At 68.8% G+C, this 22,666-nt stretch carries 18 protein-coding genes; 7 read left to right on the plus strand and 11 right to left on the minus strand.

All coding sequences use genetic code 11. The features are described 5' to 3' along the window. Positions 1–133: 133 nt before the first annotated feature. The 5 genes from J2S57_RS13155 (at position 134) to J2S57_RS13175 (ending at position 6,956) form a co-directional block, all read left to right on the plus strand. Positions 134–1,051 carry a glycoside hydrolase family 16 protein gene (locus tag J2S57_RS13155; RefSeq protein ID WP_307242171.1) on the plus strand — a complete coding sequence of 306 codons (918 nt, stop codon included), beginning with the start codon at positions 134–136 and terminating at the stop codon, positions 1,049–1,051. 286 nt (positions 1,052–1,337) lie between these two features. Continuing rightward, positions 1,338–4,403: a fused isobutyryl-CoA mutase/GTPase IcmF gene (gene icmF / locus J2S57_RS13160; RefSeq protein ID WP_370882637.1), complete on the plus strand. Its 3,066-nt coding sequence runs from the start codon at positions 1,338–1,340 to the stop codon at positions 4,401–4,403. A 7-nt stretch (positions 4,404–4,410) separates the two neighbouring features. Then, positions 4,411–4,908, plus strand: coding sequence for a MarR family winged helix-turn-helix transcriptional regulator (locus tag J2S57_RS13165; RefSeq protein WP_307242175.1), 498 nt, complete (start codon positions 4,411–4,413; stop codon positions 4,906–4,908). Next, a complete protein-coding gene (locus J2S57_RS13170) occupies positions 4,895–5,704 on the plus strand; it encodes a helical backbone metal receptor (protein ID WP_307242177.1) in 810 nt (269 codons plus the stop codon). Before J2S57_RS13165 ends, J2S57_RS13170 begins: the two co-directional genes overlap by 14 nt. A gap of 7 nt (positions 5,705–5,711) precedes the next feature. Then, positions 5,712–6,956, plus strand: coding sequence for a DUF6924 domain-containing protein (locus J2S57_RS13175; protein WP_307242179.1), 1,245 nt, complete (start codon positions 5,712–5,714; stop codon positions 6,954–6,956). A 27-nt stretch (positions 6,957–6,983) separates the two neighbouring features. Here J2S57_RS13175 and J2S57_RS13180 read toward each other — a convergent pair whose 3' ends face one another. The 9 genes from J2S57_RS13180 to J2S57_RS13220 all read right to left on the minus strand — a co-directional run bounded on the left by J2S57_RS13180 (position 6,984) and on the right by J2S57_RS13220 (position 16,142). Further along, on the minus strand, positions 6,984–7,397 hold the full coding sequence (locus J2S57_RS13180; RefSeq protein WP_307242181.1) for a PPOX class F420-dependent oxidoreductase: 414 nt from the start codon (positions 7,395–7,397) through the stop codon (positions 6,984–6,986). Positions 7,398–7,441: 44 nt separating this feature from the next. Beyond that, entirely contained in the window at positions 7,442–7,711 is a 270-nt protein-coding gene (locus J2S57_RS13185; protein ID WP_307242183.1) for a hypothetical protein, read from the minus strand. A gap of 10 nt (positions 7,712–7,721) precedes the next feature. Next, positions 7,722–9,395 carry a sodium:solute symporter family protein gene (locus tag J2S57_RS13190; RefSeq protein WP_370882463.1) on the minus strand — a complete coding sequence of 558 codons (1,674 nt, stop codon included), beginning with the start codon at positions 9,393–9,395 and terminating at the stop codon, positions 7,722–7,724. 115 nt (positions 9,396–9,510) lie between these two features. After that, positions 9,511–10,272: a putative protein N(5)-glutamine methyltransferase gene (locus tag J2S57_RS13195; RefSeq protein ID WP_307242187.1), complete on the minus strand. Its 762-nt coding sequence runs from the start codon at positions 10,270–10,272 to the stop codon at positions 9,511–9,513. After that, on the minus strand, positions 10,269–10,817 hold the full coding sequence (locus J2S57_RS13200) for a GNAT family N-acetyltransferase (RefSeq protein WP_307242189.1): 549 nt from the start codon (positions 10,815–10,817) through the stop codon (positions 10,269–10,271). Before J2S57_RS13200 ends, J2S57_RS13195 begins: the two co-directional genes overlap by 4 nt. 45 nt (positions 10,818–10,862) lie before the next feature. Beyond that, complete coding sequence (locus J2S57_RS13205) at positions 10,863–11,993, minus strand: CapA family protein (RefSeq protein WP_307242191.1); 1,131 nt, start codon at positions 11,991–11,993, stop codon at positions 10,863–10,865. A 111-nt stretch (positions 11,994–12,104) separates the two neighbouring features. After that, positions 12,105–13,601, minus strand: a complete 1,497-nt coding sequence (locus tag J2S57_RS13210) for a sialidase family protein (protein ID WP_307242193.1) — start codon at positions 13,599–13,601, stop codon at positions 12,105–12,107. A 214-nt stretch (positions 13,602–13,815) separates the two neighbouring features. Further along, positions 13,816–15,366 (minus strand): glycosyltransferase family 2 protein, encoded by a 1,551-nt coding sequence (locus J2S57_RS13215; protein WP_307242196.1) that lies wholly within the window; start codon positions 15,364–15,366, stop codon positions 13,816–13,818. Beyond that, complete coding sequence (locus J2S57_RS13220; protein ID WP_307242198.1) at positions 15,363–16,142, minus strand: hypothetical protein; 780 nt, start codon at positions 16,140–16,142, stop codon at positions 15,363–15,365. The genes J2S57_RS13215 and J2S57_RS13220 overlap by 4 nt, the downstream gene beginning before the upstream one ends. Before the next feature lie 363 nt (positions 16,143–16,505). On the opposite strand from J2S57_RS13220, the gene J2S57_RS13225 reads away from it, so the two are divergent. Next, positions 16,506–17,531: an NAD(P)-dependent alcohol dehydrogenase gene (locus J2S57_RS13225; protein ID WP_307242201.1), complete on the plus strand. Its 1,026-nt coding sequence runs from the start codon at positions 16,506–16,508 to the stop codon at positions 17,529–17,531. 64 nt (positions 17,532–17,595) lie between these two features. On the opposite strand, the gene pta is transcribed toward J2S57_RS13225, so the two are convergent. Beyond that, complete coding sequence (gene pta, locus J2S57_RS13230; RefSeq protein WP_307242203.1) at positions 17,596–19,674, minus strand: phosphate acetyltransferase; 2,079 nt, start codon at positions 19,672–19,674, stop codon at positions 17,596–17,598. A gap of 227 nt (positions 19,675–19,901) precedes the next feature. Then, positions 19,902–21,731: a DNA helicase RecQ gene (recQ, locus tag J2S57_RS13235; RefSeq protein ID WP_307242206.1), complete on the minus strand. Its 1,830-nt coding sequence runs from the start codon at positions 21,729–21,731 to the stop codon at positions 19,902–19,904. Between the two features lie 78 nt (positions 21,732–21,809). On the opposite strand from recQ, the gene J2S57_RS13240 reads away from it, so the two are divergent. Then, positions 21,810–22,349 carry a DnaJ family domain-containing protein gene (locus J2S57_RS13240; protein ID WP_307242208.1) on the plus strand — a complete coding sequence of 180 codons (540 nt, stop codon included), beginning with the start codon at positions 21,810–21,812 and terminating at the stop codon, positions 22,347–22,349. Positions 22,350–22,666: the final 317 nt, after the last annotated feature.

Raw genomic sequence — 22,666 nt, forward strand, 5'->3', positions numbered from 1 at the left:
CCCGCCCCGTCTACGCCGGGCGGGCGACCATCTACTTGGATGTGCTCTCCTGCTGACGACCCGTGTACCTGGCTCTACTGAACAGTCCACATAGACAACGCCTCACGAGCCAGGGGCGAGCCATGGAGGGCGAGTGTTCCACGCAGGACGCGTTCGTACGATCGGTGGGGCGGCTCTCGCCCTGGTCTCTTCCGCGCTGGTCTCGCTGCTGGTCGCGCAGCCGGCCCTGGCGGCGTCGTCCGCCACGCGCACGGTGGGCTGGAGCAGTCTGGCCCCCGCACTGGTCCGCCCGAACACCTCCTACACCCAGCTCGCCACCGGCACCCGGGTGCCGGGCACGCTCGACGGCAACGCGCTCAAGCTGACCCTTCCGGCCAACCCGGAGGCCGGCCCGATGGGTGGCGTCGGTTTCGAGACCACCAAGACCTACCGCTACGGCACGTTCGGTACCCGGATGAAGACCGCCGACTGCACCGGCCAGGACGCGTCGGGCGTGGTCACCGCGGCCTTCACCTACTCCCGCGACCACAACGACACCAACGGCAACGGCATCACGGACAACAACGAGATCGACTTCGAGATCCTGTGCTCGCAGCCGGACGTGGTCTGGATGACCGTCTGGACCGACTACGACGAGGTCACCGAGAACCTGCGCTCGATCACCCGGGTGCTGAACGTTCGCACCGGTGAGGTGCTCAAGAACTGCTACATCACCTCGTACCTGACCGACTGCGAGCCCCCGCAGCCGGGCGAGAACCTGCCGGCGAAGACCACCCCGATCCCCGGGTTCGACGCGTCCAAGCAGTACCGCACCTACAAGTTCGACTGGCGGTCCGACCGCGTCACCTTCTACACCTACGACAACCAGAACCGGAAGGTCGTGCTCTGGGACTACCGCGGTTCGGCCGACCGCATCCCGCAGAGCCCGTCGCTCTACATGCAGAACGTCTGGCACAGCAGTCGCTGGGACCCGTTCGGTGGCGCCTCCGCCCACAACCGTCCGTCGGTCGAGAACACCGCGTACGTCGACAGCACCTTCCTCCCGCAGTAGCCTTCACTTTGACGTCAAATAGTTGGACGTCAAAGTGTCTGAGCGGGGAGGCTCGATCGTGTCCGTCCACAACGGTGTCGACGCAGGTCAGAGCAAGAGCCAGAACGGCGAAACCAGCTTGCGGACGTCCCGGGGCCTCGCGACCTCGGGTCACCCGACGGGCCGGTCGGCTGAGCAGCAGGCAGACACGGCCCCGGGACCAGGTCCCGGGGCCGTTGCCGCTCAGAGGGTCCGCTTCGTGACCGCCGCGAGCCTCTTCGACGGGCACGACGCGTCCATCAACATCATGCGGCGCATCCTGCAGACGCAGGGCTGCGAGGTGATCCATCTCGGGCACGACCGGTCGGTGGACGCGGTGGTCACCGCCGCGGTTCAGGAGGACGTGCACGGGGTCGCCATCAGTTCGTACCAGGGCGGGCACGTCGAATACTTCGGCTACCTGGTCGATCTGCTCGCCGAACGTGGCGCCGGTGACGTGAAGGTGTTCGGCGGGGGTGGCGGCGTGATCGCGCCCGACGAGATCGCCACGCTGAAGGACAAGGGCGTGCTGATCTTCTCGCCCGACGACGGCCAGCGCCTGGGCCTGGCCGGCATGATCAGCTCGGTGGTGGAGGCCGCCCGGCGCGACCTGACGCACGACGTCCCGACGCTCGAAGAACTCCGGTCCGGCACGGATCATGCTCTGGCCAGGGCGATCTCGGCCATCGAGGCAGGCGTCGCCCCCTGGATCGGTGGGCTCCACGGCACCGCCCCGGTGCTGGGCATCACCGGCACCGGCGGCTCGGGCAAGTCGTCACTCACCGACGAGCTGATCCGCCGCCTGCGCACCGACCAGCAGGACAAGCTGCGCATCGCCGTGATCGCCGTCGATCCCACCCGCCGCCGGGGTGGAGGCGCCCTGCTCGGCGACCGGATCCGGATGAACGCACTGCAGCCGGGCCGCACGTTCTTCCGTTCGCTGGCCACGCGCGGCGCGGGTGGCCAGGTGCCCGAGTACCTGCCTGACGTGATCAATGCCTGCCGCACAGCGGGTTACGACCTGATCATCGTCGAGACGCCGGGCATCGGCCAGGGCGACACCGGCATCGTCGATCTGGCCGACGTCTCGCTGTACGTGATGACACCCGAGTTCGGTGCCGCGTCCCAGCTCGAGAAGATCGACATGCTCGACTTCGCCGACGTGGTGGCCATCAACAAGTTCGAGCGCCGTGGCGCCCAGGACGCCTACCGCGACGTGTGCAAGCAGGTCATGCGCAATCGTGAGGCCTTCGGCGGCCCGTGGTGCGAGATGCCGGTGTTCGGCACCAGCGCGGCCCAGTTCAACGACGACGGCGTGACCGCGCTCTACCAGCACCTGCGGGGTCTCCTGGGGCTGGCCGAGGGGGTGCTGCCGGCGGTCGAGGTGAGGACGTCGTCGCAGTCGGCTTCGGTGGTGCCCGCCGAGCGAGTGCGGTATCTCGCCGAGATCGCCTCCTGCGTCCGAGGATACCGGGCCGAGACCACGACGATCGCCGACGGTGCGCGCAAGGCCCAGCACCTGCGAACGGCGCTGGAGGAGGTGCGAATCGAAGCGCTGGAACACCTGGCCGCCGACGCCGAGCAGCGAATCCCGCAAGACGTCCGCACCCAGCTCGCCGAATGGCCTCAGACCGTCGCCGCGTACAACCGGCCCGAGTACACCACCGACATCCGCGGCCGCGTGCACACGACCCAGCTGCGCAAGACCACGCTGTCCGGCTCCGAGATTCCCCGCGTCGCCCTGCCCCGAACGCAAGACCACGGTGAGCTCGTCCGGTTCCTGCGTGAGGAAAACCTGCCCGGAGTTTTCCCTTTCACCGCGGGCGTGTTCCGGTTCAAGCGTGACGCCGAGTCGCCCGCCCGCATGTTCGCCGGCGAGGGCGACGCCCGGCGCACCAACCGCCGCTTCCACCTGCTGGCCCAGGGGCAACCCGCGACGAGGCTGTCCACGGCGTTCGATTCGGTGACCCTCTACGGCCGCGATCCCGATCTCCGCCCGGACATCTACGGCAAGGTCGGCACGTCCGGCGTCTCCATCGCCACGCTCGACGACATGCGCGAGCTCTACGCCGGGTTCGACCTCTGCGACCCCACCACGTCGGTCTCGATGACGATCAACGGCCCGGCCCCGGCGATCCTGGCCATGTTCCTGAACGCCGCGATCGAGCAGCAGCTGCACGCACATCCGGACGAGAACGCCGAACACGTCAGAGAAACCGTGCTGAAGACCGTCCGCGGCACGGTCCAGGCCGACATCCTCAAGGAAGACCAGGGCCAGAACACCTGCATCTTCAGCACGGAGTTCAGCCTGCGGGCCATGGCTGACGTCCAGGAATGGTTCATCGAGAACGGTGTGCGCAACTTCTACTCCGTCTCGATCAGCGGCTATCACATCGCCGAGGCCGGGGCCAACCCGATCAGCCAGCTCGCGTTCACCCTGGCCAACGGATTCACCTACGTGGAGAGCTATCTCGCGCGCGGCATGAGCATCGACGACTTCGCGCCCAACCTGTCGTTCTTCTTCAGCAACGGTATGGACGCCGAGTACACCGTGCTCGGCCGCGTCGCCCGGCGGATCTGGGCCGTGGCGATGCGCGAGCGGTACGGCGCCAACGAGCGCAGCCAGAAGCTCAAGTACCACGTACAGACCTCGGGCCGGAGCCTGCACGCCCAGGAGATGAACTTCAACGACATCCGCACCACCCTGCAGGCTCTCTGTGCGCTCTACGACAACGCGAACTCGTTGCACACCAACGCCTATGACGAGGCCGTGACCACCCCCACCGAGCAGTCGGTGCGCCGGGCCCTGGCGATCCAGCTCATCATCGACGCCGAGTGGGGCCTGTCGATGAACGAGAACCCGCTGCAGGGATCCTACGTCGTCACCGAGCTCACCGATCTGGTGGAGGAGGCGGTGCTGGCCGAGTTCGAGCGCATCAGTGAACGAGGGGGAGTGCTCGGCGCGATGGAGACCGGTTACCAGCGCGGCCGGATCCAGGACGAGTCGATGCTCTACGAGCAGCGCAAGCACGACGGGTCGCTGCCGCTGATCGGGGTGAACACGTTCCTGGCCGGGCACGACGACGAAGACCGCAAGCCACCCGCCCTGATCCGCGCCACCGAGGCCGAGAAGCAGTCGCAGCTCGACCGTCTGCACGCCTTTCACGAGAAGCACCGGCACGAGGCCCCGGCGGCGCTGGCCGAGCTCAAACGGGCTGCCGCGGAGGGGGGCAACGTGTTCGACGCCCTCATGCAGGCCGTACGCTGCTGCTCGCTGGGGCAGATCACCGAGGCGTTCTTCGAGGTCGGTGGCCAGTACCGCCGCAACGTGTGAGGATCCGATGAGCAAACTGCCCTTCGACCCGATCGACGAGGCCCGCCGCCAGTGGACCGCTCACGGCTGGAACGACGCCGCACCCGGTATGGCGGCCGTGACGTCGATCGTGCGGGCGCACCAGATCCTCATGGCCCGGGTCGAAGAATCGCTCCGGCCGCACGATCTCACCTTCGCCCGCTACGAACTGCTCACGCTGCTGTCGTTCACCAAGACCGGTTCGCTGCCGTTGTCACGGATCGGCGCCCGGCTGCAGGTGCACGCGGCCAGCGTCACCAACGCCGTGGATCGTTGCGAGCAGCGGGGCCTGGTGAGGCGGGTGCCGCATCCCACCGACCGGCGCACCACGCTGGCCGAGATCACCGATTCCGGGCGTGAGCTGGTGTCCAAGGCCACGGAAAGCCTGAACCGGGAGGTGTTCTCGACCCTCGGGATCGGCGGCGCGGACATCGAGACGCTCAACGGCGTCCTCAAGCAGTTCCGCGAAGCGCATGGCGACTACTGAACTCGACGACCTCGGGAACCGGGTGCAACTGCCTGCTTCCGCGAGGCGGGTGGTCTCTCTGGTGCCGTCTCTGACCGAGGCGATCGCCACCGGGGGCACCTCCCCGGCCTCCAGGGCTCGGGCGACGGCAATGGTGGGTGCGACGGATTGGTGCACCCACCCGCCCGATCTGAAGGTGACCCGCGTGCGGGGCACCAAGAACCCCGACCTCGGTAAAATCGTGGCGCTGGAGCCAGATCTCGTGGTCGCGAACGAGGAGGAGAATCGCCGCCCCGACCTCGATGCGCTGCGCGAGGCCGGACTGAACGTCTGGGTCACGCGCGTGCGCACGGTGCCCGAGGCGTTCTCGAGTCTTCGCCGCCTGATCACGGTGGCCTGCGGCGCCGCCGAGCCGGAGTGGCTGGGTGAGGCCGAAAAGGCCTGGTCCGAGACCAGAAATGAGCACCGGCGCGAGGCCTTCGTGGCGATCTGGCGGCGTCCGTGGATGGTGGTGGGGAGAGACACCTTCGCGGGTGACGTGCTCAGCCGGCTCGGCGTCGACAATGTGTTCGCGGACCACCCGGAGCGCTATCCGAAGATCAGCCTGGATGAATTGCGTTCGACGCGAGTGGATCTCGCGGTGCTGCCCGACGAGCCCTATCGTTTCACCCGCGACGACGGTCCGGAGGCCTTCTCCCCGTTGCCGAGTGCGCTGGTCAGCGGGCGCCATCTGACCTGGTACGGCCCGAGTCTGCTGGAGGCTCCCGATCGGCTGCGCCGGCAGCTGGATGAACCTTTCCGCCCGTCGCCCCCGTGATTGCGGTGTGGACGACAACGACGCGCACGTGGTGGGCCCGGGCGAGTTCCTCAGCGGACAATCGGTCTTCTCCCGGTCGGGTGAGTACCGCCTGGCGCATCACGACGACGGCGACGTGGCCGTGCACCGCGTCGCGGACGACGTGCCGGTCTGGCGCACGGGCACGGTCGCACCGGGCGGTCACAGCCGGTTCGGTCTGACCGACGACGGCGATCTGGTGGTCGTCGACGGTTCGGGTAACACGTTGTGGTCCAGTGGAACTGGCGGTCGCTCGATGGTCGAGGCCGTGCTGCGCGACGCCGGCTGGCTGGGGCTGCGCGACGAGGGCGGCTTCTTCGTCTGGCGCACACCGGTCACGCCGATGCCGATCAGCTGGGAGGGGTGGGAGCGCCGGGGCGACGGCCAGACCCTGCGCCGCGGCGAGACACTGCGTTACGGCTCGCTCACGTCACCGGCCGGGGCGTTCGTCTTCACCGTGGACGACACCGGTCAGGCAATACTGCGCGACGCCGACGGCGAGGTGGTCTGGAGCACCCTCTGGACGACGCCCGGCTGCGGCCTCTCGCTCGACGACGACGGAGCCCTGACCTGGCGGGCGGCCGACGGCAGCCTGCGCTGGGGCTGGCTCGGGCGCGGTGACGATCCGGGAGTTCCGCTGCACGGTGACGAGTTCCGGGTCACCGACGCCGGAGTGCTCGTGCTGCAGAACGTCAGCGGTGAGGTGGTCTGGAGCTCGACGGCGCCGGTGCCGGTGTCGGTGCCCGCGCCCGACCCGGAACCGCCCCGCTTCGTGCGCAGCGACCGCGAACCCGACGAACGGCTGCGCACCTCCTCGACCCCGCTGGTGCGCACCGACTTCTCCGACCTGGCGGGCTGGGTCGAGTTGCTGCGCCGGCTGGCCGAGACCCCGGGCCCGGCCGGTGCGGCGGGGGTGGAGGCGATCGACGACCCGGCCTTCGACGGGCTGGCCCCGGAACACCTGATGTCCATGCTGCCGGACGACGAGCACGCCGTGGTGTTCGTGGCGGACGCCGCGACATTCGCCCGACCGGAGCAGTCCGAGCTGTCGGTGCTGGTGGTGAGCCTGTCCGACGACGGCGACGAGGACTACAGCGAGGACGGGCTGTTCTTCCGGGCGATCCCGGAGGCTGTCTCCACGATCGATCTCAACCTCAGCCTGGCCAACTGCGACTGGGACGATCTCGCCCAGCAGGCCGAGCCCGACGGGGTGGTCCGGACCAGCTACGAGTGAGCCGGCCCGGACCCCCGGACGGGGCGGTCAGTTGACGACCGAGCCACCCGTGACCGCGATGAACAGGTCGGGGCGGAACGTGAAGATCACTCGCTCGTCGGCGTCGTGGATCGGGTAGACGTTGCCGTAGCGCACCTGGAGCGAGTGGTAGAACGACGCCTCGGCGTCGTCGTCCTCGACCGACTCCAGCGTGGCCCGCACCTCGACGAACCGGTAGGGGTTCTCCGGGTCGAGCACCGACAGCGAGACTCGCGGCTCGTTCTGCAGGTTGGCGAACTTCTGCCGGTTCTTGGTGTGCGTCAGCTTCAGCGTCTCGCCGTCCCAGGCGAACCACATGACGCTGCTCTGGGGTGATCCGTCGGGACGAACCGTGGCCAGGTGGGCGAAGTTGGCTCGTTCGAGCAGGTCCTTGTGACTTTCCGGAAGGGCCCTGGTTGCCATGCTCTTACTCCTGACCGGTCGAGTGCGCGTTGAACGTGATCACGTTACTCCGCGTGCTCGTCCGGCGCCTCGTCGTCCACCGGCACCCGCAGCGGGCGCAGCACGACCCAGGCGATCATGATCGCCGCGAACACCAGCAGGCCGATGCCGACGCGGGTGTTCAGGTTGACGCCGTCGGCCCGGTCGAGCTCGCTGCTGTCGGTGAACCAGACGCCCATGACCACGAGGATCACGCCGTAGATCCCGATCAGCCCACCGATGATGCTGCGGATGTCGAATGCGCCCGCCGTGGCGGTTTTCGTGCTTTCTGCCATGACCGGCTCCTCAGAAGAAGATGATGTTCAGGGCCACGACGAGCACGCCGGCCACACCGACGAGCATCGGGGTGGAGCGGTACCAGACGGCCTCGTCACCGGTGCGGTTCTCGCTGAGGTCGGCCTTCGGCGTCAGCGAGTAGACCAGACCGCGTAGCTCCGACTCCGGTTTCGGCGCGGTCACCATCGTGACCAGCACGCTCACCACGATGTCGGCGACGAACGCGACCCCCGCGGCCAGGAAGCTCGCGCCCTGACCCTGCAGGCTGATCACGCCGGTCTCGGACAGGATGAAGATGAAGATGGCCGAACCGGTTCCGACGACCAGGCCGACCCAGCCGGCGGTGGGCGTCATCCGCTTCCAGAACATGCCCAGGATGAACGTGGCGAACAGCGGGGCGTTGAAGAACGAGAACAGCTGCTGCAGGTAGTCCATCAGGTTCGAGTAACCCGACGCGATCACCGCGGTGAAGATGGCGGCGACGGTGGCGGCGATCGTGACGATCCGCCCCACCCGCAGGTAGTAGCCGTCGGGCTTGTCCTTCACCACGTAGGTCTGCCAGATGTCGTAGCTGAAGACCGTGTTGAAAGCACTGATGTTGGCGGCCATCCCGGCCATGAACGAGGCCAGCAGACCGGTGATCGCCAGGCCGAGCAGGCCGTTGGGCAGCAGGTCACGCATGAGCAGCAGCAGTGCGTCGTTATAGGTGACGTCGCCCGAGCCGTCGGCCTTGAACTGCACCATCTCCTGCACCGAGACCGCGGCGACCATGCCGGGGATGACCACGATGAACGGGATGAACAACTTGGGGAACGCGCCGATCACCGGGGTGCGGCGGGCGGCGGACATGCTCTTGGAGGCCATCGCGCGCTGGACCTCGACGAAGTTCGTGGTCCAGTAGCCGAAGCTGAGCACGAAGCCGAGGCCGAAGATGATGCCGAAGACCGACAGGAAGTCGTTGGAGAAGCCGGACAGCTCGTTACCGGGCCAGGCCGAGAGCTGCTCGGCGCCACCGGGACTCGCGGTGACCTTGTCCTTCAGGCCTTCCCAGCCGCCGACCTTGTGCAGGCCGGCCAGGGTGAGGGGGAGCAGGGCGGCGACGATGACGAAGAACTGCAGCACCTCGTTGTAGATGGCCGCGGACAGGCCACCGAGGGTGGTGTAGACCAGCACGATCAGCGCCGCCACGACCAGTGAGACCCAGAGCGACCAGCCCAGAAGCACATTCACGATCGTGCCGAGCAGGTAGAGGTTCACGCCGGCGATGAGCACCTGGGCCAGGGCGAAACTCAGGGCGTTGACCAGGTGGGCGGCCGGGCCGAAGCGGCGGAGCATGAACTCCGGCACCGAGCGGACTTTCGAGCCGTAGTAGAACGGCATCATCACCACGGCGAGGAACAGCATCGCCGGAACCGCGCCGATCCAGAAGTAGTGCATGGTCGGCATGCCGTACTGGGCGCCGTTCGCCGACATGCCCATGATCTCGATGGCGCCGAGGTTCGCGGAGACGAACGCCAGGCCGGTGACCCAGGCGGGCAGTGATCGTCCGGAGAGGAAGAAGTCGATGCTGCTGCTCACCTGGCGTCGGGCTAGTACACCGATGCCCAGGACGACCAGGAAATATGACGCAAGGATGACGTAGTCAATCGCAGACGCATCCAGGCGGAGGACGTCCGAGTCCACAGGAACCCCCTTGTACTGACCAGGCTTGGAACCTGGTTCGGGTACGCCAGGTATAAACCCGGTTCAAGGAGGCCGCACTTCGGGCGTATGACGTGGCCAACGCCCGGCTGGCTCCCTAAGTTCCCGGATCGCGGACACCGATGACCACCACGGCGCCCCGGTCCTCGTCTTCCCGCATCTCGGCCCGTAGGCCCTGACCTGCGACGATCTGCTGTGCGAGGGGTGCCTGACGGGCGCTGACCTCGGACATCACACGTCCGCCGGGGGCCAGCCAGGATGTGGCCCCGGTCACCAGGCGCCGGAAGAGGGTGAGGCCATCGTCACCACCGTCGACGGTCACGTCCGGTTCGTGCAGACGGGACTCGGCCGGCAGGAAGGGGATGTCGGCGGTCGGCACGTAGGGGACGTTGGCCACCAGGACGCCGACCCGGTCGCGCAGGGTGCGGGGCAGCGGGTCGAACAGGTCGCCGGTGTAGAGGTGAGCGGTGCCGTCGAGGTTGACCGCCGCGAGCGCGGTCGCCGCCGGGTCGATGTCGGAGACGTGCAGCTGGGCGGGCTCGGTCTCGTGCTGGACGGCCACGCTGATCGCGGCGGTGCCGCAGCACAGTTCGACCACGACCTGGCCGGCGGCGGCCGAGATGGCCTGCCCGGCGAGGAATTCGGTGCGGCGCCGGGGGACGAAGACGCCGGGGGTCACCTTGACGCGCAGACCGCGGAACTCGGCCCAGCCGAGGACCAGCTCGAGAGGTTCACCGCCGGCCCGCCGCTCGAGGAGGTGCGGCAGATCGGGGCCGCTCTCGAGGAGCAGCCGGGCCTCGTCCTCGGCCCACACGCACCCCGCGGCGCGCAGGATGGTGACCACCTCGTCGAAGGTCATGCTTCCGGGTCGCGCAGCCCGACGCAGTCGTGGTCCCAGAACTCGCGCGCGTAGACCAGCGTGCCGGTCATCCAGTCCTGGTACGCGGGCAGTTTCACCACCTGGAAGGCCAGGTCCGGGATGCGGAGCGAGGGCTTGCGGAAGTTCAGCGGCCCGGCCTCGACGAAGCCCACGCGGCGGTAGAAGCCGGGATCACCCTCCAGGAAGAGCAGCGGCACCTCGGTCTTGCCCATTTCCTCGATCGCGGTCCGCACCAGCGCCGTGCCGATGCCCCGACCCTGGTGCCCGGGCTTGACCGCGACCGGGCTGAGCACGGCCACGTCGAGCAGCCGGCGCGGGGCGTCGAGCAGGCTGCGGGTGCACAACGTGGACGCCACCACCTCCCCGCCCTCCTCGGCGACGAGTGCCAGATCGGCCGGCGACCGGGGCATGGCCCGCAACGACGTCAGCAGCCGGGCGATGAGCGGCCCGTCGTCGCCGAACGCCTCGAGGTGCACGGCGTCGGCCGCCGTCCGGTCGGCCGGGGTCTCCCTGCGAATCCGCACGTGCGGGAGGTTAGACGACGCCCGGGCGCCGTGTCGCCGGATTAATCACTCCGCCGGCACCAGGCCCTTGCGGACCCCGCCCATGCTCTCGACCACCTTCGTCGTACGCCGCAGGGCCTGTTGCAGCCGGGCCCGCGTGGTCGAGCCGTATTCCTGCGTCTGGAGGGCCTTGCGCACGTCGAGCACCCGGTGCGGCTGGTCCTTCGTCATCAGCAGCGGCACGTACTCGGCCTTGGACACGCTGAACCGCTTGGCGCCCGGTGCTTTCGAGAAGGTGAAGCGGGTCAGCAGGCCCTCCGCGTTGGCCTTGCCCGGGGTGTCGTGGTCGGCCAGCAGGTTGCCCAGGCCGTATACCACCCAGGTCCGGCCGATCTTCTGCACCGGTTCCACCACGTGCGCGTGATGGCTGATCAGCAGGTCGATCTGGCCGGACCTCGCCAGCTTCGGCGCCAGGTAGGCCTGGTCGTCGGACGGGGTCTGCTGGTACTCGGTGCCCCAGTGCAGCGAGGCCACCACCACCTCGGCCCCGGCCTTGCGGGCGCGGCGGGCCTCGTCCAGGATCGCCTGCTCGTCGAGCAGGTTCGCCCGCCAGGTCTGGCCCGACGGGTAGGCGATGCCGTTGAAACCGTAGGTGTACGAGAGGAAAGCGACCTTCACGCCGTTCACCCGCAGCATCGTCAGGCGCTTGGCCTCGGCGGCCGAGCGGGCCGATCCGGTGTGCTTCAGCCCCACCTCGTCGAGCTTGTCGAGCGTGCGGTCCACCCCGGCGCCGCCCTTGTCGAACGTGTGGTTGCTCGCGGTGCTGCACACGTCGTAGCCGACCTCGGCGAGGGCGTCGGCGATCATCGGCGGGCCGGAGAAGCTGGGGTACGACGTGTACGGGCCCTCCGCGGGGGCGAGTGGCGTCTCCAGGTGACACAGCCCGACGTCCGCGCTCTCCACGTAGGGACGCACGTCGTCCATCATCGGCGCGAAGTTCCACTCACCGTCGGTGCCGTCACGCTTGGCCTGGTGCCACAAAGGCTTGTGCAGCAGGACATCCCCGGTGGCGACCAGGGAGAACTGCTCGCCTGCGGGAGGCGTGGGGGAGGGAGAGGCGACCGGGGCGGCCGGTGCCGGAGAGCGTTCGGCGACCGGGTCGTCCTCAAGCACCCCGCTCGAGCAGGAGGTGAGCACGAGACAGAGCCCGACCCCCACCCAAGGCAGGAGTCGGGCTCTGACGGGACTGGTGTGACGGCTGTGACGCACGCCCCGAGTATGCCGGTTACTGGCGATTCAACCCATCGGTCACTTGACGACCCTGAGCGTGCCGGCGGACACGACCGCCCCCTTGATCCGGCCGGTGCCGGAGTAGGTGAGCGTGAGCTTGTACCTGCCCGCACCCAGGCGGGGCAGCGTCACCCAACGGGAACCCTTGTTGGAGTAGGTGAAGTCGATGAACGCGCTGCGCTTCTGGCCGGCCGCCGAGGTGGCCGTCAGCGTCACCCGGCCCGGGGGCCGCTGCGTGCCCTTCACGGTCACCTTGACCTGCGCCTTCGCGTTCTGCGAGGTCGGCACCGGTTTGGCGTTGCGGTAGAAGGTCAGCTTCGAGGCGACCTTGGTCGGGCTGACCACCTGCGACAACGGCACGCTGAGGAACGAGATGCGTTCCTTCCAGGTCGCCGTGCCGGTCTCGTAGAGCACGCCCACGCTGGTGCCGATCTGCGTGATGTCCGAGTACGCGCCCGGGGTGCTGTGCAGTTCGAGCTGGTAGCGGCTGCGCCAGGTCTTTCCCCCGGTGGAGCTCACGAAGATCGACATGTCCCGCCGCAGATTGCGCGTGCGGTCGCCGGGCGCAGTGAACAGCAGCAGGTTGCCGTAGGTGCCCGTCGGGGTCAGCGCACTGCCCTGCACCGACACGATCGGCAGCCGGGACCCGGCGAAACCCGGGCCCGACAGCGTCTCGCCGCCGTCCGTCGAGATCGCCCACTCCCGCGCGGTGCCGGCCGGGGCCTGGTCGATGCGCTCGCGGTAGCTGAGAAAGATGTCGCCGTTCTTCAGCTCGGCCGCGGTGCCCTCGATCCAGTCGTGCTTCCCGCTGGTGTCGAGCTGGTGGTAGCCGGTGTGCCAGGTCTTTCCGTGGTCGTCGCTGTAGATGCCGTAGCCGCCGTACAGACCCTCCTTGGTCTTGTAGGCGATCGGGTACAGCAACCGGCCGGTGTGCGTGACCTTCAGCTGGATGCCGTGTCCCGGTCCGGCCAGGCCACCCTTGAAACCCTGCAGCGGGTTGGACAGCAGGGGCGAGAACGTGCGGCCGTCGTCGGTGCTGGTCTGCAGGTACAGGCCCTTGCCCTGGCCACCGGAGTTCTCGCGCACGCTCACGGCCGAGAGCACCATGACGTTGCCGGTGTCCGCGTCGACCAGGGCCGAGGGACTCGCCACCCGGTTCGCGCCGTCGCTGGCGATCACCTTCGGCGCGCTCCAGCTGCAGCCGTTGTCCGTCGAGCGGGACGTCGCGATGTCGTAGTTGCCCATGTCGCTGGCGTCGTTGTTGTCACGCGCCTCGGCGAAGGCCACCAGGGTGCCCTTCGGGGTACGCACCAGCGAGGGGATCCGGTACCAGAGCTTCTTCGAGGGCCTGCTCACGAAGGGGCTGGCCGAGCAGGTTCTCGCGGCGTTGATGGAGGACGAGGTGGAGCCTGCGGGGGTGGGTGCGGCTTCGGCGGTGGCCGGGGCCACCAGTGCCAGCCCGGCCACGGCCGCCAGGCCGGCGACCAGGCGCCGGATCGAGGAGGAGCGGGTCATTCGGCGTTGTTCGCGTCGAGGGCCACGTCTGCTCGATCGACGTGGACCGGTGGTTCTTGAGCATCCGGACGGGTGACAAAAAACATCGCGGCCGGTGCCGGAGGGACGAGTCACGCACTCGTCGTCTCCGGCACCGGCCGCTTTCCGGTCCTGGTTGCCGGGTGGGTTGTCCCGACCTACCCGGTCAGGACCGGAAGTCCGCGGGCGGAGGGGATCAGACCGTGAAACCCCGCTGCCGGCGGAACACCTTGCGGGCCATGAACAGCGTCTGCACCACGGTGCAGATGTAGAGCACCGGCCAGCCGAGCGACAGGATCGCGGCCTGCACCCCGACCGACTGCTGCGTCCAGGCCAGGATCAGCAGGCCGAACACCGCCGCGAAGACCACCAGCGGGAAGATGTACGCCGCGCCCCGGCCCTTCTCGGCCGCGGCCTGCGCCGCCCAGTTGTCCTTCTCCACCCGGGCGAAGAACTGCGTCCAGGCCGAGAGGAAGTGGCCGATGCGCACCCACATGTAGATCTCGGCGGGGAGCAGGAAGGCGAAGGCGACGTCCGAGGCCGACTTGTCGTGCATGGCCATGGCGAGCCGCAGGTTCAGCAGCACCGCGATGGCCGGCGGGATCAGCCAGATCGGGTTGAACACGAACGCGTCGATCGAGAGCGCGGCCGCCAGCAGCAGCAGGAAGGCCATGCGGGTGGCGATGTTCGAGACCATCGAGAAGTTCTCGAACCAGCGCAGGCGCAGGTTCGGGTGCAGCGGCTGACCCTTCGTGTCACCGCGCTGGCCCGGCCACATCAGGTCGATGGCGCCGTAGTTCCACTTGACCTGCTGACCGTGCAGCGCCCGCAGGTTGGTCATGGCGCCCACGTAGGCCCGGGCCCGGCTGCTGATCTTGGTGCTGAAGCCGGCGTCGCGGATCTGCAGGCTGAGCTTGGAGTCCTCGACCTCGGAGTCGCGCACCCAGGGGGTGTGCTGGTGGTCGCGGATCATCACGGTCTGCAGGGCCTGCATCGAGAAGATGCTGAACTGGCCACCGAGCACCGCCATGTTCCGGCCGCGCAGCAGGTTGTCCATGTTGAAGCCGGCGAACTGGGCGCGCTGCCCGGCCACCAGGAACTTCGCCATGCCGCCCTCGATCTTCGACTTGTCGATCGAGTAGATCGCCGAGATGCCGCCGATGCGAGGGTCGTCGACGATCTCCTTCTCCAGCCACTCGATCGCCCGGCGGTCGGCCGTGGTGTCGCCGTCGACGCCCAGGAAGTAGTCGTAGCCCCGGGCCAGCCGGAAGCCGAAGTTCAGCGCGCCGACCTTCTTGTCGGGGTTCACGCCCATGTCGTGCACGTGGATCGTGGTCTCGTAGGTCTGGCCCTTCACCGCGCGGCGGTGCTTGCCCACGTAGCGGCTGGCGATCTCGACCGTGTCGTCGTCGGTGTTGTTGACGACCACGTGGATCACGTCGGGCAGACGGGTCTGCGAGAGCAGCGACTCCAGCACGTCGGCGATGCTGTCCTGCTCGTTGTACGCCGGGATGATGCAGGCGATGCGGGCGTGCCGGATCACGTCGTCGTCGCGGTCCGTCGACGTCAGGTTCGAGGCCTGGGCCGGCAGGTTCAGCGCGCGGGCGGCGGCCTGCTGGCCGGCGTCGATCATGCGCTGGTGGAACGGGCGGCTGTCCGGGAGCTGCGCGCTCCGGCTGGCCGGCACGTTGGTGACGACGTGGACCTCGCCGGGCTCACGGGCGATGAGGATCTCGTTGCTGGTCACTTGGCTGCTCCCTGGTCGCTGGCGTCTGCGGCGTTGAGCGCGACGGTGTCCAGCACGGTCTGACGGTAGAAGGCACCCGAACCGGGCGCGGTTTCGAGGAGCAGGTCGAAGCGGACGTCAATGGTCCGGGTGACCGTGCCGGTGGCGGTGGCCTTGCTCTCACTCGTGGGGAGCGCCAGCGCAGAGGTGTAGGAGTACGGCGGGGTGAGCACGAACTCGCCCTGGTCGTCCGCGAGCGGGACGTCGGTGCCGTCGCTGCCGTCGAGCGAGGCCGCGAACCGGGTCACCTTGACCGCGTGCTTGCGGTCGGCGCCCTTCAGCGTGGCCGACAGGTGCACGTCGGAGCTCGCCGTGCCGTCGGTCCAGTAGCTGACGGCCAGGTCGTAGTCACCGACCGGCAGCGTGTGCTTCGCCGATCCGCCGGCCAGTTCCCCGGCGGCGAACGGGTTGCTTGAGGACGTCGTGGTCGCCGCGGCGGTCGGCTCGGCCTCCGGGGTGGTTTCCGTCGGAGCCGAAGCGGTCGCGGTCGGGGAAGGCGTCGTGTTCAGCGAGACGTTCTCCGTGGCGGGCTTCTTCGCCGTGAGTGAGGGACTCATCGAGGCCCACTCGGTGGAGCACCCGGACAGGAGCACCGGGAGGGCGAGGAACGAGGCCGCCAGGGCGACCCGCTTGAGCCGGCGGCCGGGGACACGGCCGTTGCTCAGGGTGGTGCTCTCGTGGCGTGGCGTCCGGGACTGACGCTCGCCGGGGGACAAGATGGTGCTTGGTCTGGACATGGGACCCCATTGCGTGACGATGGGTGGTGACTTCGCGGCGATCTCGTCGTTGAGACCGGCGTTTCCGTCGCTCTGTGTCACCTCAAGTAAGCCCTGCCCGGCCAGGGTTACGGAAGGTAGTCGGGGTTGCTTGCAGGCCATTGGCTCACGGATGGTCACGCATTCGAAGAACTGCTCACGCTGCGTCGAGATCAGACGCATCTCACAGTGCTGTTTGCCCCCTCCTGGGGTGATTCCGAATTCTCGACGTCGAGATATTCGACAGGTGTAGGTCTAACGTCGTGAGGGTCCGCGTCCGGGTGGCCCTTGCTCGTGCAGCTGCCCGACCGGCGCGGTGGGAGATCTCATGGGAGAGAGAACGCGATGAAAGCCGTGCAGTACCGCACGATCGGCAAGGGGCCCGAGGTCGTCGAGGTCGAGAAGCCGGTGCCCGGCCCGGGCCAGGTCCTGCTGAAGGTCACTGCGGCCGGCCTGTGTCACTCCGACGAGCTGGTCATGTCCGTGCCCGATGCGCTGGGCTACGAGCTGCCGATGACGCTGGGCCACGAGCCCGCCGGCATCGTGGAGGAGCTGGGCCAGGGCGCCACCGGCGTCGAGGTCGGCACGCCGGTCATCGTCTACGGCTGCTGGGGCTGCGGCGTCTGCGAAATGTGCGCCGCCGGAAAGGAAAACCTCTGCCTGCGGGGCATGACCTCGCCCGGGCTGGGCTCCGACGGGGCGATGGCCGACTACATGGTCGTGGACACGCCGCGTCACCTGGTGCCGATCGGTGACCTCGACCCGGTGCGCGCCGCGTCGCTCACCGACGCCGCGCTGACCCCCTACCAGGCCATCCTCTCCGTGCTGCCGAAGCTGCACGGCGGCACCACCACGGTCGTGCTCGGGGTCGGCGGTCTCGGTCACGTGGCCGTTCAGCTGCTGCGTGAGCTCACCGGCACGCGCATCGTGGCGATGGACGTGGCGCCCGAAAAGCTCGAGCTGGCCAAGGAGTGCGGCGCGCACGAGGTGCTGCCGTCCGGCCCGGAGGCCGCGGCCGAGATCAAGAAGATGACGAACGGCCGCGGCGCCAACGTCATCTTCGACTTCGTCGGCATCGACAAGACCAGCGAACTGGCCCTGGCCTGCGCCGGTTACGAGTCGCACATCGTGATCGTCGGTGCCGGCGGTGGCGGCGTGAAGATCGGCTTCCTGAACGCGCCGTACAACATCAACGTGTCCACGTCGCTGTGGGGCGGCCGGGCCGAGCTGACCGAGCTCGTGACCATGGCCCAGCGTGGCCAGATCCACGTGCAGACGCGCTCTTTCAGCCTGGATGAGGTCCCCAAGGCCTACCAGCTGCTGCACGAGGGTGCGATCATCGGCCGCGCGGTCGGCGTGCCCTCACTCTGAAAACCCTTGTCGATGAACGGCGCCCCGGCCACTTCAGGTGACCGGGGCGTCGTTCATCGGCGGTTCAGTCGCGCTGGCTGGCCTGGATCGCCGTGAGGGCGATGGTGTAGACGATGTCGTCGACCAGGGCGCCGCGGCTCAGGTCGTTGACCGGCTTGGCCAGACCCTGCAGCATCGGGCCGATGCTGATGACGTCGGCGCTGCGCTGCACCGCCTTGTAGGTGGTGTTGCCGGTGTTCAGGTCGGGGAACACGAACACCGTGGCGCGGCCGGCGACAGGGCTGTCGGGGGCCTTGCTCTTCGCGACCGACGCGATGGCCGCGGCGTCGTACTGCAGCGGGCCGTCGGCCACCAGCTCGGGGGCGCGCTCGTGCAGGATCTTCGTGGCCTCGGTGACGGCCGCGACATCGGTGCCCGAACCCGACGAGCCGGTGCTGAAGCTGATCATCGCCACCCGCGGCTCGATGCCGAAAGCCTCGGCGGAACGGGCACTCTGGATCGCGATGTCGGCCAGCTGCGACGGCGTCGGGTTGGGGTTCACCGCGCAGTCGCCGTAGATCACGACCTCGTCGGGCAGGCACATGAAGAACACCGACGAGACCAGCTCGGCCCCCGGCGCCGTGCCCAGCAGCTGCAGGGCCGGGCGCACGGTGGCGGCGGTGGTGTGCACCGCGCCGGCGACCAGGCCGTCCACCTCGTCGAGGCGCAGCATCATCGTGCCCAGCGTGATCGGGTCGGAGAGCTCGTCGGCGGCCCGCTCCGGGGTCATGCCCTTGTGCTTGCGGGCCTCGACCATCTTGTCGATGTAGCGCTGGTCGACCTTCGTCGGGTCGATGATCTCCAGGTCGGCGGGCAGCTTCAGGCCCATGCCCTCGGCCTGCTTGTGCACCTCGGCCTCGGGCGCGAGCAGCACGCACTTGGCGATGCCGCGCGTCTGGCAGGTCACGGCCGCGCGCAGGGTGCGCGGCTCGGCGCCCTCGGGCAGCACGATGCGCTTCGAGACGGCCCGGGCCCGGGTGGTCAGCCGGTGCCGGAACGCGGGCGGGCTGACCCGGGCCAGGTGCGTGGCGGTCGGCAGGTCGGCCAGCCAGCCCGGGTCGAGCGAGGCGGCCACCGTGGACGCGGCCATCCGGGCCCGCTCGGTGTCGTCGAAGGGGATGTCCGGGTCGAAAGAGTTCAGGATGAGCGCGGTCTCGTAGCTGTACTCGTCGGTGAGCAGGATCGGCAGGCCGGTCGCGGCGGCCGGCTTGCACAGCTCCCACACCCGCGGGTCGGGCTCGATGCCCACCGTCAGCAGCAGACCCGCCAGCCGCACCCCGTTCATCGCGGCCAGGCACACCCCGAGGATCACGTCGGCGCGGTCACCGGGCACGACCACCAGCCGGCCCTCGCGCAGCAACGGCAGCATGCCCTGCACCGACTGCGCGGCGATGATCACGTCTTTCACGCGGCGGCCGGAATCGCCCTCGCTGAGCACCTTCACGTCGAGGTCGGCGACCAGGTCCTTGGTGCGGGGCCAGGTCAGCTCGTCTTTCGCGGGCACCGCCCCGGCCAGCCGCAGACCCACGTCGGCCATCGCGTGGTGCAGCTCGGCCTTCTGCTGCGGGGACGACGCGGTGACCTTGCTGACGATGCCGCCGATCACCCGGTCGTGCTCACCGCCGCGGTAGGTCTGCGCCGTGATCGACATCGACTCGGCCAGGCGGGACACGTCGCCGTCCACGTCGGCCGCGCTGACCAGCACCACGTCGGCGTCGAAGGCCTTGGCCAGGGCCAGGTTGACCCGGCCGGAGTAGACCCCGCCGGGACCACTGGCCAGACCCTCGACCACGATCACGTCGTGCGCCGACAGCAGCGGCTCGGCGGCCTCCACGGCCTGCTGCATGAGGATGTCGAGGCTGTTCTCGCTGAGCAGCTTCTCGACCTGCTTCGCGGGCAGCGGCTCCGGGGGCTCGAGCGACGAGATCAGCCGGATCAGCGCGGTGGAGGTGTCGCTGGCCTCGCCCCGGGCACGGAACTGGGCCAGGGGCTTGAAGAAGCCGACGTTCACCCCCCGCTGCTGCAGGGCGGCGACCACGCCGAGGCAGGTGGTGGTGAGACCGGAGCCGTGTCCGGTGGGGACCATCAGCAGGGTGCGGGTCATGGAGCACTCCAAAAACAGGACGGCGCGCTGCTCGCGACCAGCCTGCCTTGTGAGTGACCAGCCTGCCCTGCGAAAGGCCCCCTCGCCTTCCCGGTTCTACGAGCAGATGTCTGGACAGGACGTTACTCGTGGGACAGACGTCCCGGATCGCCCGGGCCCTCCAGCCGCGCCCCGATTTCGTGATCATCGGCACGAAGTGGCGTTGGCCTCACCGAATCCGGGTGTCTTCAGGCCGAGAGGGCCTCCAGCACCTGCTCGCCGTACTTCTCCAGCTTGGCCTGACCCACCCCGTCGACCGTGCCCAGCTGCTCGAGCGTGCCCGGCCGCAGGGTGGCGATCTGCCGGAGCGTCTTGTCGTGGAAGATCACGTAGGCAGGCAGGCCCTGCTCCTTCGCCACCCCGCCCCGCCAGGCCCGCAGCTTCTCGAACACCGGCGCGGCCTCGGGCGGCAGGTCGACGACCGGCGCCTTGGCCCGGCCCCCGCCCGAGCCCGAACCCCGCGAGGGCTTCTCCGGCTCGGTGCGCATCATGACCTCGCGCTCGCGGCGCAGCACCGACGAACTGGCCTCGGTGAGCGTGAGCGTGCTGTATTCGCCCTCGACCGCCAGCAGGTTCTTGGCCAGCAGCTGGCGCACCACACCACGCCACTGCGTCTCGCTCAGGTCGGTGCCGATACCGAACACACTCAGCTGGTCGTGCCGGAACTTGGTGACCTTCTCGGTCTTCTTGCCGAGCAGGATGTCGATGGACTGGCCCGCGCCGAACTTCTGGTTGCGCTCGCTCTGCAGGCGGTAGACGGTGCTGAGCAGTTTCTGGGCCGGGACCGTGCCGTCCCAGGTCTGCGGCGGCGTGAGGCAGGTGTCGCAGTTGCCGCACGCCTCGGCCTGCTCGCCGAAGTAGTTGAGCAGCTGCACCCGCCGGCAGTCGACGGTCTCGCAGAGCGCCAGCATCGCGTCGAGGTGGCCCGACAGCATGCGCCGGTGGGCCAGGTCGCCCTCCGAACTGTCGATCATGCGGCGCTGCTGCACCACGTCGGCCATGCCGTAGGCCATCCAGGCGGTGGAGGGCTGGCCGTCACGCCCGGCCCGGCCGGTCTCCTGGTAGTAGCCCTCGATCGACTTGGGCAGGTCGAGGTGCACCACGAACCGCACGTCGGGCTTGTCGATGCCCATGCCGAACGCGATGGTCGCGACCATGACCAGCCCGTCTTCCCGCAGGAACCGGGACTGGTTGGTCGCGCGCACGCTCTGCGGCAGGCCTGCGTGGTAGGGCAGCGCCGGGATCCCGGCCGCGCTCAGCGTCTCGGCCGTCTTCTCCACCGAGTTGCGCGACAGGCAGTAGACGATGCCCGCCTCGCCGTTGTGCTCGGTGCGCAGCAGGTCGAGCAGCTGCTTGCTCGGCGAGTTCTTGGGCACGATGCGGTACTGGATGTTGGGCCGGTCGAAGCTAGCGACGAAGTGCTTGGCCTCACGCAGGTTCAGCCGCTGCGCGATCTCCTCGTGGGTGCGGGTGGTGGCCGTGGCCGTGAGCGCGATGCGGGGCACCTCGGGCCAGCGCTCGTGCAGCATCGACAGGGCCAGGTAGTCGGGCCGGAAGTCGTGCCCCCACTGGGCCACGCAGTGTGCCTCGTCGATGGCGAAGAGCGCGATGTTGCCCTGCTCGAGCAGCCGCCAGGTGGCCGACGTGCCGCCGCCGAGCGCCTCGGGGGCCAGGTAGAGCAGGTCGAGTTCGCCGTCGAGAAAGGCCTTCTCGACCTGACGGCGGGTCTCGTAGTCCTGACTGGAGTTGAGGAAGCCGGCCCGCACCCCGAGCGCGGTGAGGGCGTCGACCTGGTCTTGCATGAGCGCGATGAGCGGCGAGATCACCACGCCGACGCCCTCGCGCACCAGCGAGGGCACCTGGTAGCAGAGCGACTTGCCACCACCGGTGGGCATCAGCACCAGCGCGTCGCCGCCCGAGATCACCTGGTCGACGATCTCGCGCTGGCTGCCCCGGAACGCGTCGTAGCCCCAGACCCGGTGCAGTACCTCGAGAGCAGGATCCTTCTCCGCAGTCACCCGGGCGAGTCTAGGTGAGTCGTCCGACAGTTCTGGGCGCCCTGTGGATAACTGGAGGGGCGTCCAGCGTTGTGGACGATGGACGACGAGTGCATCGGGGAGGCCATGACCGAGAAGAAACCCGCCTACATGCGGCACGAGGACTGGGTCGAGCGGCAGCTGCGCGAGGCCCGCGAACGCGGTGCCTTCGACAACCTCGAGGGCATGGGCAAGCCCCTGCGCACCGATCTCGCCACCCCGTTCTCGGCCCAGCAGTGGGCCCGCGACTGGATCGAGCGCGAGGGCGGTGACCTGGCGGCCCTGCTGCCGCCCCTGCTGGTGCTGCGCAAGGAACGCGCGGCCCTGCACCAGACCCTGCCCGCGTTCCGCACCGAGAAGGAGCTGCGGGAGACCGTCGCCGACTTCAACCACCGCCTCCTCGACGAGTACCGCCGCCCGATGGACGGCCCACTGATCGCGGTCGGGGTGATCGACGCCGACGAGATCGTCGCGGCCTGGCGTCTCGTCCGTCCGCGACCCGAACCCGAGGCGCCGCCGGAAGCCCCGGCGACCACCTCGTCCCTCATGAGCCGTCTGCGCGGGATCGGGCGACGAGGCCGGATCCGGCCCAGAGGCTGAACCTCAAGCTGTGACCTGGATCTCTCGATCCAGAACAGTGAGACGCACATCTCAAACCAGCCATAGGGGCAGGGCAAACCCTGGCTACGCCCGTTCTTGTGAAGCGGCGGTGAAGCCGAGTCGGGCTCAAAGCCGGTCAACAACGGTCAAAACCCGCCCGCTGGGCCCGCGATCGTCGCCGTACTCAGTAACGCGGACGTCACGAAGGGGATGACGCATGCCCAAAACCAGGGCCTTTTCGTATGCGAAGTCGTATGCGAAAGTTCACTCACGACGTCGCCCCACCATCGACGGCCTCCACGGCCGGGCCGGATCAA

Origin of the sequence: Kineosporia succinea (assembly GCF_030811555.1) — a bacterium.
GTDB lineage: Bacteria > Actinomycetota > Actinomycetes > Actinomycetales > Kineosporiaceae > Kineosporia > Kineosporia succinea.